At 61.6% G+C, this 11,376-nt stretch carries 10 protein-coding genes; 9 read left to right on the forward strand and 1 reads right to left on the reverse strand.

Going from position 1 to position 11,376, the window contains the following annotated elements; all coding sequences use genetic code 11:
- Nucleotide 1: 1 nt before the first annotated feature.
- Nucleotides 2-553, reverse strand: coding sequence for a cysteine hydrolase family protein (locus tag HX814_RS24320; protein ID WP_177009882.1), 552 nt, complete (start codon nt 551-553; stop codon nt 2-4).
- Nucleotides 554-649: 96 nt separating this feature from the next.
- Here HX814_RS24320 and HX814_RS24325 point away from each other — a divergent pair, with 96 nt between their 5' ends.
- From HX814_RS24325 to HX814_RS24365, 9 genes are all read left to right on the forward strand, one after another.
- On the forward strand, nt 650-1,294 hold the full coding sequence (locus tag HX814_RS24325; protein WP_003213676.1) for a glutathione binding-like protein: 645 nt from the start codon (nt 650-652) through the stop codon (nt 1,292-1,294).
- A 233-nt stretch (nt 1,295-1,527) separates the two neighbouring features.
- Nucleotides 1,528-3,969: a penicillin acylase family protein gene (locus HX814_RS24330; protein ID WP_177009881.1), complete on the forward strand. Its 2,442-nt coding sequence runs from the start codon at nt 1,528-1,530 to the stop codon at nt 3,967-3,969.
- A 232-nt stretch (nt 3,970-4,201) separates the two neighbouring features.
- Nucleotides 4,202-5,206, forward strand: coding sequence for a ligase-associated DNA damage response exonuclease (locus HX814_RS24335; protein ID WP_003213671.1), 1,005 nt, complete (start codon nt 4,202-4,204; stop codon nt 5,204-5,206).
- Complete coding sequence (locus tag HX814_RS24340; protein ID WP_177009880.1) at nt 5,203-6,837, forward strand: ATP-dependent DNA ligase; 1,635 nt, start codon at nt 5,203-5,205, stop codon at nt 6,835-6,837. Before HX814_RS24335 ends, HX814_RS24340 begins: the two co-directional genes overlap by 4 nt.
- Nucleotides 6,838-7,166: 329 nt before the next feature.
- Nucleotides 7,167-7,946, forward strand: coding sequence for a transporter substrate-binding domain-containing protein (locus tag HX814_RS24345; RefSeq protein WP_003213667.1), 780 nt, complete (start codon nt 7,167-7,169; stop codon nt 7,944-7,946).
- A gap of 57 nt (nt 7,947-8,003) precedes the next feature.
- Nucleotides 8,004-8,732 (forward strand): ABC transporter permease, encoded by a 729-nt coding sequence (locus HX814_RS24350; protein WP_134325837.1) that lies wholly within the window; start codon nt 8,004-8,006, stop codon nt 8,730-8,732.
- The gene (locus tag HX814_RS24355) at nt 8,729-9,439 is read left to right on the forward strand and encodes an ABC transporter permease (protein WP_003209532.1); all 711 of its coding nucleotides are present in this window, start codon (nt 8,729-8,731) and stop codon (nt 9,437-9,439) included. Before HX814_RS24350 ends, HX814_RS24355 begins: the two co-directional genes overlap by 4 nt.
- Before the next feature lie 9 nt (nt 9,440-9,448).
- Nucleotides 9,449-10,567, forward strand: a complete 1,119-nt coding sequence (locus tag HX814_RS24360) for a succinylglutamate desuccinylase/aspartoacylase family protein (RefSeq protein WP_003209530.1) — start codon at nt 9,449-9,451, stop codon at nt 10,565-10,567.
- A gap of 13 nt (nt 10,568-10,580) precedes the next feature.
- Nucleotides 10,581-11,345: an ABC transporter ATP-binding protein gene (locus HX814_RS24365; RefSeq protein WP_008432141.1), complete on the forward strand. Its 765-nt coding sequence runs from the start codon at nt 10,581-10,583 to the stop codon at nt 11,343-11,345.
- The last annotated feature ends 31 nt before the right edge of the window (nt 11,346-11,376 follow it).

The raw sequence follows: 11,376 nt of genomic DNA on the forward strand, positions 1-11,376 counted from the left end.
CCTACGGGAGGAGGGTTTCTGAAGAGATGACGGTGGCGTACTCGCCGTGCAGGTTGCCCAACGACATGGCATGTACCGCCTGCGCCGAATGCATCTGCCCGAAAAAGTCCGCCTTGTCGAAGGTGTAGCAGGCATCTTCGATAACCCACGTCTCAAACCCCAGGTTGCCGGCACTGCGGGCCGTGGCCTCCACCGAGTTATGGGTGGCCACGCCCACCAGCACCACTTGCCGAAGCCCGGCCTCATGCAACCTCGCTTCCAGCCCCGTCCCACAAAATGCGTCCGGCACCCGTTTCTGGATCAACTGCTCACCCGCCTGCGGAATAAATGCATCCTGAAACTCCACCCCCGACTGCTGCGGCCAGAACACCGATTCCGGTGAATGGGACAGATGCTGCACATGAATCACCGGCCAGCCTTCGCGCCGCCAATGCGCCAGCAACGCCTGCATGCGCTCCTCGGCGTGCGGATTATTGCGCCGTCCCAGCCTGGGATGGTGAATGCCTTTTTGCTGGTCAATCAGAATCAACGCTGCGCCCGCACGAATTTCCATATCGATAGACCCAAATGTTTCATTGAATTTTCGTCACCCTAACATCACCTATACCTACAGGCATTCGCTCAAGCGTCACCACCCTTGGAGAGCTTCATGATCGACCTGTATTACTGGACCACCCCCAACGGTCACAAAGTGTCGTTGTTCCTGGAAGAAGCCGGCCTGCCTTACGAGGTACACCCGATCAACATCGGCCAGGGCGATCAGTTCAAGCCCGACTTCCTGAAGATCGCCCCCAATAACCGCATCCCGGCCATCGTCGATCAGAACCCGACCGACGGCGGCGCGCCGATTTCCCTGTTCGAATCCGGTGCGATCCTGCTGTACCTCGCGGAAAAAACCGGCAAGTTCATTCCCCAGGACCTGCGTGGTCGTCAGGAAGCGCTGCAATGGCTGTTCTGGCAAATGGGTGGCCTGGGCCCGATGGCCGGCCAGAATCATCACTTCAGCCAGTTCGCCCCGGAAAAAATCCCCTACGCGATCAAACGCTATGTGGATGAGACCGCCCGCCTGTATGGCGTGCTGGACCGGCGCCTGGCCGACCGCACGTTCGTGGCCGGCGAGGAGTACAGCATTGCCGACATGGCGATCTACCCGTGGATCGTTTCCCACAAGTGGCAGAGCCAGAAGCTGGAAGACTTCCCACATGTAGAACGCTGGTTCAACCACATCAAGCAACGCCCGGCGACGGTGCGTGCCTATGAGCTGGTGCAGAAGGTCAATCCGCCAAAATCCTGAAGGTCAACGGGATCAAAATGTGGGAGCGGGCTTGCTCGCGAATGCGGTGGATCAGCCACAACTCTTTTAGCTGATACACCGCATTCGCGAGCAAGCCCGCTCCCACACTGATTTGTGCCCGACTGGAAACCTTACGCAAATCCTGAAATAAGCATCGCCTCCCGCTTGCGTCGTTTCGCCGCGCTCACTAACGTAGCGCCTTTACTGACGCTACCCCCCGCAGGAGCTTTGCCATGGCCTCGCCAGCCCTCTCACACTTTCTTCCCCGGTTCGGCGTTGCCGCGGCAATTGCCAGTGCCTTGGGCCTGGCCGGTTGCCAGTTACAGAGCACCCAAGACACCCTGCCTCCGGTTTCCGGCGTACAGCCGATCAAGGGCCTGGCGCAGAACGTTTCGGTGCGCCGCAACAGCCAGGGCATCCCGCTGATTGAAAGCAGCACCTTCCACGATGCGCTGTTCACCCTGGGCTATGTGCACGCCAGCGACCGCATCACCCAGATGGTCACCCTGCGCCTGCTGGCCCAGGGCCGCCTGGCGGAAATGTCCGGGCCGGATGTGCTGGATGTCGACCGTTTCATGCGGGCGGTCAACCTGCGCAAAAGCGCCGGCGAGCTTTATAACGCCTCGTCGCCGCGCCTCAAGCGCTTCTTTGAGGTGTATGCGCGCGGGGTCAACGCCTACCTGTTCCGCTACCGCGACAAGCTGCCGCCAGACCTGGCCCAGACTGGCTACAAGCCTGAATACTGGAAGCCGGAAGATTCGGCGCTGCTGTTCTGCCTGCTGAATTTCAGCGAGTCGACCAACTTGCAGGAAGAGCTGTCGTCATTGGTGCTCGCGCAAAAAGTCGGTGCCGACAAACTCGCCTGGCTGACCCCGAGCTACCCGGATGAACCGCTGCCAGTGGCCGAGTCCGACAAGCTCAAGGGCATCAACCTGGGCCAGATCCCGGGCCTCGCTGCGCTGACCAGCCTCAGCGAGCACCTCGACACCCTCAACACCCTGGGCACGTCCAGCTCCAGCAACTGGGCGATCGGCCCGCAGCGCAGCCGCAGTAACAAGAGCCTGCTGGCCAATGACCTGTCGACCTCGATGCAGGCCCCGTCGCTGTGGAACTACGTGCAGATCCGCTCGCCGAAATACCAGGCCGCCGGTGTGTCCATCGCCGGTTTGCCAACCCTGCTTTCCGGCTTCAACGGCAAGGTGGCCTGGAGCATGAGCCAGGTCTCGGGTGACACCCAGGACGTATTCCTGGAGAAGGTCAAGCGCCAGGGCAACGCGCTGTACTACGAAAACAACGGCAAATGGCTGCCCGCCATCGTGCGCAATGAAACCTACTTCGCCAAGGGCCAGCGGCCGATTCGCGAAGCGGTGTACGAAACCCGCCACGGGCCGCTGCTCAACAGTGCCCAGTCGCTGACCAGCGGCTACGGCCTGGCGTTGCAAACCGCCGATTTCAAGGACGACAAGAGCCTGGACGCGTTCTTCGACCTGTCCCGTGCGCAAACCGCCGGTAAAGCGTCTGACGCCACCCGGGAAATTCGCGCAATTGCCTTGAACATGGTCTTCGCCGACGCCAGCAGCATTGGCTGGCAAGTGACCGGGCGGTTCCCCAACCGCCGTGAAGGCGAAGGCCTGGTGCCATCGCCGGGCTGGGACGGGCGTTTCGACTGGGATGGCTACGCCGACGCGATGCTGCACCCCTACGATCAGGACCCGGCCCAGGGTTGGATCGGCACGGCCAACCAGCGCACCATTCCCCGTGGCTACGGCATGCAACTGTCCAACTCGTGGGCCGCGCCGGAACGCGCCGAACGTATCGCGCAACTGGCCGGCAGCGGCAAGCATGACAGCCGCAGCATGATTGCCATGCAGTACGACCAGACCACCACGTTTGCCGCCAAGCTCAAGAGCATGTTCCAGGCGCCGGGCATGGCCCAGCCGCTGAAACAGGCAATCGATGGATTGCCGGTGGCAGACCAGGCCAAGGCGCGGGAAGCACTGGGCCGCCTGATGGCCTTCGACGGTCGGCTGGCATCCACCTCCGCCGACGCGGCGATTTATGAGTTGTTCCTGCAGGAAAGCGCCAAGCAGATTTTCCTCGACGAACTCGGTCCGGAAAACAGCGCCACCTGGAAAGCCTTTATCGGTAACGCCAACCTGTCGTACTCGGCGGTGGCCGACCACTTGCTGGGGCGCGAAGACAGCCCGTTCTGGAATGACGCCCGCACCGGGCAGAAAACCGACAAGCCGGCGATCCTCGCCCGCAGCCTGGCCGCCGCGATCACCGCAGGCGACAGCGCGCTGGGCGCCGATCACAGGGCCTGGCAGTGGGGCAAACTGCACAGCTACACCTGGAAGAACACCAGCGGCCAGGCCATTCGCGGCCCACTGGCCGCGGGCGGCGATCACAACACGCTGAACAGTGCACCGTATAGCTGGGGCCAGAGTTTCGACACGACCCAGGTGCCGGCGCTGCGGATGATTGTCGACTTCGGCCTGGCGGAACCGATGATGGGCCAAAGCGGCATCGGCCAATCCGGCAACCCAGCCAGCCCGAACTATGCCAATGGCATCGACCCGTGGCTGAAGGCGCAATACCTGAGCTTCCCGATGCAGCCACAGAACTTTGACGGGGTGTATGGGAAGACGCGGTTGACGTTGGTGCCGGGTAAATAACCCGGTTTCCCTGACTCAACCGGATCAAAATGTGGGAGCGGGCTTGCTGTGGTGAGCGGGCTTGCCCCGCGTTGGGCTGCGAAGCAGCCCCATCAATCTGTGGTGAACCCGACGGGGGACAAGCCCCCTCACCACAGCAAGCCCGCTCCCACATTTGATTGCATGCATTCCGATAGAACTTCTCCACCCGCCCTCGCCTCATAATTAACAAGCCCACCTCCACGGCACGCCCATGGATCTTGTTATCGCCCGGCCCGAAGGCCTCTACTGCCCCGCCGGGGATTTCTACATCGACCCCTGGCGCCCGGTGGAACGTTCGGTCATCACCCACGCCCACGGCGACCACGCCCGCACCGGCAACCAACACTACCTGGCCGCCGCCCCCGGCGAAGGTATCCTGCGCTCGCGCCTCGGCCAGGACATCAACCTGCAAACCCTGGCCTATGGCGAAAGCCTGCGCCACCACGGCGTCACCTTGAGTTTCCACCCCGCCGGCCATGTCCTCGGCTCCGCCCAGGTGCGCCTGGAATACCAGGGTGAAGTCTGGGTCGCCTCCGGCGACTATAAAGTCGAGCCCGACGGCACCTGCGCGCCGTTCGAACCGGTGCGCTGCCATACGTTTATCACCGAATCGACCTTCGGCCTGCCGATCTACCGCTGGCAGCCCCAGGCGCAGATTTTTGCCGGGATCAACGACTGGTGGCAGGCCAATATCGCCGCCGGCAAGGCCAGCGTGTTGTTCTGTTATTCCTTCGGCAAAGCCCAGCGGATTCTCCACGGCATCGACGCCAGCATCGGCCCGATCCTCAGCCATGGCGCGGTCGAACCCTTGAACCGGGTGTACCGCGAAGCTGGCATCTATATCCCTGAAACCCTCTACGCCGGCGACTTCAAAAAGACCGACCCTTTGTTGCGCCAGGCCCTGATCATCGCCCCGCCCTCCGCCGGTGGCAGCACCTGGATGCGCCGCTTCGGCGACTACAGCGACGCCTTCGCCAGCGGCTGGATGCGCCTGCGCGGCACCCGGCGGCGGCGCGGCGTGGATCGCGGCTTTGTGCTCTCGGACCACGCCGATTGGCCCGGACTGTTATGGGCCATTGAGCAAACCGGTGCCGAGCGGGTAATGGTCACCCACGGTTCTGTGGGCGTATTGGTCAGGCACCTGCGGGAAAAGGGCCTGGATGCCCAGGGATTCACCACCGAATACGGCGATGACGAAGAGGAGGCCACGTCATGAAAGCCTTCGCCGAGCTGTACGCCAACCTCGACGCCACCACCTCCAGCAACGCCAAGCTCGCCGCCTTGCAGGCTTATTTCCTACAGGCGCCCGCGGAAGATGCTGCGTGGGCGGTGTACTTTTTATCCGGCGGCCGGCCCCGACAACTGGTGCCCACCCGGTTGCTGCGGGACATGGCCACCGAAGCCGCGAGCATTGAGCCGTGGCTGTTCGAAGAGAGTTATCAGTCGGTAGGCGACCTGGCGGAAACCATTTCCCTGCTGTTACCGGAATCGCCCCACACCTCGGACGATGGTCTGGCCGTGTGGCTGGAAGAAAAACTCCTGCCCTTGCGTGGCCTGCCGCCAGAAGAACTGGCAGGACGCCTGCCCGCGTTGTGGGCACAGCTGGATCAGCCGAGCCTGATGCTCTGCATCAAGCTGATCACCGGCAGCTTCCGGGTCGGTGTGTCGAAGTTGCTGGTCACCCGCGCCCTGGCCGCCATGGCCGGGCTGGACAGCAAACGCGTGGCCCAGCGGCTGGTGGGCTACACCGACCTGTCGAACCGTCCGACGGCCGAAGGCTACTTGAAGCTGATTGCCGCCGAATCGTCCGACGAACACGCCCAGCGTGGCGGGCAGCCTTATCCGTTTTTCCTGGCCCATGGCCTGGCCCAGCCGGTGGAGCAGTTCGATGCCTTGCTCGGCTCCCCTGCTGACTGGCAAGTGGAATGGAAGTGGGACGGTATCCGCGCACAACTGGTCAAGCGCGAAGGCCGCTTGTGGGTCTGGTCTCGGGGCGAAGAACTGGTCACCGAGCGCTTTCCGGAGCTTCATGACCTGGAAAACAGCCTGCCCGATGGCACGGTGATCGACGGCGAAATCGTGGTGTGGAAAGACTCGGTGCAACCCTTCGCCCTGCTGCAACAGCGTATCGGCCGCAAGACCCTGGGCAAGAAAATCCTCGAAGACGCGCCGGTCGCCGTGCTCGCTTATGACCTGCTGGAACACCACGGCGAAGACTGGCGCAACCACACCCAGGCCGAACGCCGGGCGCAACTGGAGCTGGTGGTCAGCGACTGCGACCAGCCAACGTTGCGCACGTCGCCAGTGCTGATCGGCGATAGCTGGCAAGACTTGGCAGAGCAGCGTGAGGCGTCCCGCAGCCTGGGCGTGGAAGGCATGATGCTCAAGGCCCGGGACGGGCTCTACGGCGTGGGCCGGACCAAGGACATGGGCGTGTGGTGGAAGTGGAAAGTCGACCCGTTCAGCGTCGATGCGGTGTTGATCTACGCCCAGCGCGGCCATGGCCGGCGCGCCAGCCTGTACAGCGACTACACCTTTGCGGTGTGGGACGGCCCGCCCGGTACTGAGCGTACGTTGGTGCCGTTCGCCAAGGCGTATTCGGGGCTGACCGATGAGGAAATGCGTAAGGTCGACGCCATCGTGCGCAAGACCACCGTGGAGAAATTCGGCCCGGTGAGCAGCGTCACGCCGAGCATGGTGTTTGAACTGGGTTTTGAAGGGATTGCCCTGTCCAAGCGGCACAAGAGCGGAATTGCGGTGCGTTTCCCGAGGATGTTGCGCTGGCGCCAGGACAAGGCCGTCGAGGAAGCCGACAACCTGGCGACCCTGCAGGATTTACTGGCCTGACACGTCTCTCACCAACGCCACCGATCAATGTGGGAGCGGGCTTGCTCGCGAAGGCGGTGTGTCAGTCAATACATGTACCGACTGATCCACCGCCTTCGCGAGCAAGCCCGCTCCCACATTTGAAAACCTCACACGCCCCAAAATAATGCATAGATTTATCAATGCCCATTTTCGGGCATTTCCTACTGGCACAACTCCTTAATCTCACCTTTTAAAACGACCATTCGGAACTATGGTGCAGAAATTGCTACTTGAGTCCGGTCTGACACCGTTCAGTAACAGTCCTAACCGCGCCACAAGCGCTTATCTTGGTTTCCAGGGATTACATAATGAAAAAAGCATTGCTGACCCTTTCTGCACTGGCTCTGTGCATGGCCGCCGGTTCCGCGCTGGCCAAGGAATACAAGGAATTGCGTTTTGGTGTCGATCCGTCCTACGCGCCGTTTGAGTCGAAAGCCGCTGACGGCAGCCTGGTGGGCTTCGATATCGACCTGGGCAATGCCATCTGTGCCGAGCTGAAGGTCAAGTGCAAGTGGGTCGAAAGTGATTTCGACGGCATGATTCCAGGCCTCAACGCCAACAAGTTTGACGGCGTGATTTCCTCGATGACCGTGACCGAAGCCCGTGAAAAGGCGATCGACTTCTCCAACGAGCTGTTCTCCGGCCCAACTTCCCTGGTGTTCAAAAAGGGCGCGAACTACTCCACGCCTGAGTCCCTCAAGGGCAAAAGCGTTGGCTACGAGCAAGGCACCATCCAGGAAGCCTACGCCAAGGCCGTACTGGACAAGGCCGGTGTCACCACCAAGGCCTACGCCAACCAGGACCAGGTGTACGCCGACCTGACTTCCGGCCGCCTGGACGCTTCCGTGCAGGACATGCTGCAAGCCGAACTGGGCTTTTTGAAGTCGCCAGCCGGTGCTGACTACGAAGTCAGCAAGGCCATCGACGATCCACTGCTGCCGTCCAAAACTGCGGTCGGTATCAAAAAAGGTAACAAAGACCTCAAGGCCTTGTTGGATAAAGGTATCAAAGCGTTACACGATGATGGCACCTACGCCACCATCCAGAAGAAACACTTTGGCGATCTGAACCTGTACAGCGGCAAATAATGCCTGGGGCGCCCTTCCTCTGGAGGGGCGCTTTTTTATCGCCATAGGTCCTGATTTATGTTCGAAGATCTTTTGCAAACCCTGGGGCTCAGTGCCTTCAGCTTGAAGGGTTTCGGCCCGCTGTTGCTGCAAGGCACCTGGATGACCGTCAAGTTGTCGGTGTTCTCCCTGGCCGTCAGCGTGTTGCTGGGCCTGCTCGGGGCTACTGCCAAACTGTCCAGCCTGCCGTTCCTGCGGATTCCCGCGCAGATCTACACCACCCTGATTCGCGGCGTGCCCGACCTGGTGCTGATGCTGCTGATTTTCTACAGCCTGCAAATCTGGCTGACCAGCTTTACCGACTTTATGGAATGGGACTACATCGAGATCGACCCATTCAGCGCCGGGGTGATCACCCTGGGCTTTATCTACGGTGCGTATTTCACCGAGACCTTTCGCGGCGCGATCCTCGCCGTGCCCCGTGGCCAGTTGGAGGCCGCCACGGCCTACGGGCTCACGCGTGGCCAGCGGTTTCGCTTCGTGACCTTCCCGCAGATGATGCGCTTCGCCCTGCCGGGCATTAACAACAACTGGTGCGTGATGCTCAAGGCCACCGCCCTGGTGTCGATCATCGGCCTGGCCGACCTGGTCAAGGCCGCGCAGGATGCCGGCAAGAGTACTTATCAGCTGTTCTATTTCCTGGTGATCGCCGCGTTTATCTACCTGTTGATCACCAGCGCGTCCAACTTCGTCCTGCGCCGCCTCGAACGGCGCTACTCCGCAGGCTCCCGGGAGGCAGTGCGATGATCGAACTTATCCAGCAATACTGGCGCCCCTTCCTTTATAGCGACGGCCAGCACATCACCGGGCTGGCCATGACGATGTGGCTGCTCAGCGCGTCGATCTTCATCGGCTTCCTGGTATCGATCCCGCTGTCCATTGCGCGGGTGTCGCGCAATCGCTGGGTGCGCTGGCCGGTGCAGTTCTACACCTACCTGTTTCGCGGCACGCCGCTGTATATCCAGTTGCTGATTTGCTACACCGGGATCTACAGCATCGCGGCGGTTCGCGCGCAGCCGGTGCTGGACGCGTTCTTTCGTGATGCGATGAACTGCACGATTCTCGCCTTCGCCCTCAACACCTGCGCCTACACCACGGAGATTTTTGCCGGGGCGATCCGCAGCATGGCCCACGGCGAAGTCGAAGCGGCGAAAGCCTACGGCCTCAGCGGCTGGAAGCTGTATGCCTACGTGATCATGCCGTCGGCCCTGCGCCGCTCGCTGCCGTACTACAGTAATGAAGTGATCCTGATGCTGCACTCGACGACGGTGGCCTTCACCGCGACCATCCCGGATATCCTGAAAGTCGCCCGGGACGCCAACTCGGCCACCTACATGACCTTTCAATCATTCGGTATCGCTGCGCTGATCTACCTGACCGTGACCTTTGCCCTGGTCGGTCTGTTTCGTCTGGCGGAGCGTCGCTGGCTGGCCTTTCTCGGCCCCAGCCACTAAGGAGCCTTCATGCGTCATCAGATTCATCCACTTGTGGCGCCGGTGCCGGGCACGGAGCGACAAATCCACAGTTTCCACTTCGGGCCGGAGCAGGCCGAAGGCAAGGTCTACATCCAGTCGTCGCTGCACGCCGACGAATTGCCGGGCATGCTGGTGGCCTGGCACTTGAAGGCGCGCCTGGCGGAGCTGGCTGCGGCCGGCCGCCTGCGCAGCGAGATCGTGCTGGTGCCGATCGCCAACCCGACCGGCCTGGAACAGGTGTTGATGGACATCCCCCTGGGCCGCTACGAGCTGGAAAGCGGGCAGAACTTCAACCGCCTGTTTGTCGACCTGTCCGACGAGGTTGGCAACCAGGTCGAAGGCCTGCTGGGAGATGATCCTGCGCACAACGTCGAACTGATCCGCGATGCGCTGACCATGGCCCTGGCGGCGCAAACGCCCGTCACACAACTGGAATCCCAACGCCTGGTGCTGCAACGCCTGGCGTGTGATGCCGACATGGTGCTGGACCTGCACTGCGACTTCGAAGCCGTTGCACACCTGTACACCACCCCCGAGGCGTGGCCGCAGGTGGAGCCGCTGGCGCGCTATATCGGTTCGGAAGCCAGCCTGTTGGCTACCGATTCCGGTGGGCAGTCGTTCGATGAGTGTTTCACGCTGGTGTGGTGGCAATTGCAACAACGGTTTGGCGAGCGCTTCCCGATTCCGATGGGCAGCTTTTCGGTGACCGTCGAGTTGCGCGGCCAAGGCGACGTCAACCACGGCCTGGCCAGCCTCGACTGCCAGGCGATCATCGATTACCTGATTCACTTCGGCGCAATCAGCGGCGAGCCGGCACCGCTACCGGAATTGCCCTACCCCGCCACACCGCTGGCGGGCGTCGAGCCGGTGGCCACACCCGTGGGCGGCTTGCTGGTATTCAGCGCGCTGCCTGGGGAATACGTGGACGCCGGGCAACTGATCGCCGAAATCATCGACCCCATTTCCGACCGCGTAACGCCAGTGCATTGCCGCAATGCCGGGCTGCTTTACGCTCGTTCGCTGCGGCGCATGGCCACTGCCGGGATGGTCATTGCCCATGTCGCCGGCACTGAAGCCTATCGCAGCGGCTACCTACTTTCGCCTTGAGGATGCACGCCCCATGTACAAATTGACCGTTGAAGGCCTGCATAAAAGCTATGGCGACAATGAGGTGCTCAAAGGTGTCTCGCTCAAGGCCAGGACCGGTGATGTGATCAGCTTGATCGGCGCCAGTGGCTCGGGCAAGAGTACCTTTTTGCGGTGTATCAATTTTCTTGAACAGCCGAATGACGGCGCCATGACGCTGGATGGGCAGCAGATTCGCATGGTCAGTGACCGCCATGGGATGCGCGTGGCGGATGATGCTGAGTTGCAGCGCCTGCGTACGCGGTTGGCGATGGTGTTTCAGCATTTCAATCTGTGGAGCCACATGAGTGTGCTGGAGAACATCACCATGGCGCCGCGCCGGGTGCTGGGTTGCAGCAAGAAGGACGCCGAGGATCGCGCTCGCCGGTATCTGGACAAGGTGGGGTTGCCGGCGCGGGTGGCCGGTCAATATCCGGCGTTTTTGTCGGGTGGCCAGCAACAGCGGGTGGCGATTGCCCGGGCGCTGGCGATGGAGCCGGAGGTGATGCTGTTTGACGAGCCGACTTCGGCGCTGGACCCGGAGTTGGTGGGTGAGGTGTTGAAGGTGATCCAGGGTTTGGCTGAGGAAGGCCGGACGATGATCATGGTGACCCATGAGATGAGCTTTGCGCGCAAGGTGTCGAGCCAGGTGCTGTTTTTGCACAAGGGGTTGGTGGAGGAACAGGGTGCGCCGGAGGATGTGCTGGGTAATCCGAAGAGCGAGCGGTTGCAGCAGTTTTTGAGTGGGAATTTGAAGTAGCCCGCAGGGGTTGGGTGTATATCCGTTATTT

The organism is Pseudomonas sp. C8002 (assembly GCF_013385765.1).
Lineage (GTDB): Bacteria > Pseudomonadota > Gammaproteobacteria > Pseudomonadales > Pseudomonadaceae > Aquipseudomonas.

Coding starts and splice junctions, on each gene's coding strand:
- HX814_RS24320 (WP_177009882.1), bottom strand. CDS start 553: ATGGAAATTCGTGCGGGCGCAGCGTTGATTCTGATTGACCAGCAAAAA.
- HX814_RS24325 (WP_003213676.1), top strand. CDS start 650: ATGATCGACCTGTATTACTGGACCACCCCCAACGGTCACAAAGTGTCG.
- HX814_RS24330 (WP_177009881.1), top strand. CDS start 1,528: ATGGCCTCGCCAGCCCTCTCACACTTTCTTCCCCGGTTCGGCGTTGCC.
- HX814_RS24335 (WP_003213671.1), top strand. CDS start 4,202: ATGGATCTTGTTATCGCCCGGCCCGAAGGCCTCTACTGCCCCGCCGGG.
- HX814_RS24340 (WP_177009880.1), top strand. CDS start 5,203: ATGAAAGCCTTCGCCGAGCTGTACGCCAACCTCGACGCCACCACCTCC.
- HX814_RS24345 (WP_003213667.1), top strand. CDS start 7,167: ATGAAAAAAGCATTGCTGACCCTTTCTGCACTGGCTCTGTGCATGGCC.
- HX814_RS24350 (WP_134325837.1), top strand. CDS start 8,004: ATGTTCGAAGATCTTTTGCAAACCCTGGGGCTCAGTGCCTTCAGCTTG.
- HX814_RS24355 (WP_003209532.1), top strand. CDS start 8,729: ATGATCGAACTTATCCAGCAATACTGGCGCCCCTTCCTTTATAGCGAC.
- HX814_RS24360 (WP_003209530.1), top strand. CDS start 9,449: ATGCGTCATCAGATTCATCCACTTGTGGCGCCGGTGCCGGGCACGGAG.
- HX814_RS24365 (WP_008432141.1), top strand. CDS start 10,581: ATGTACAAATTGACCGTTGAAGGCCTGCATAAAAGCTATGGCGACAAT.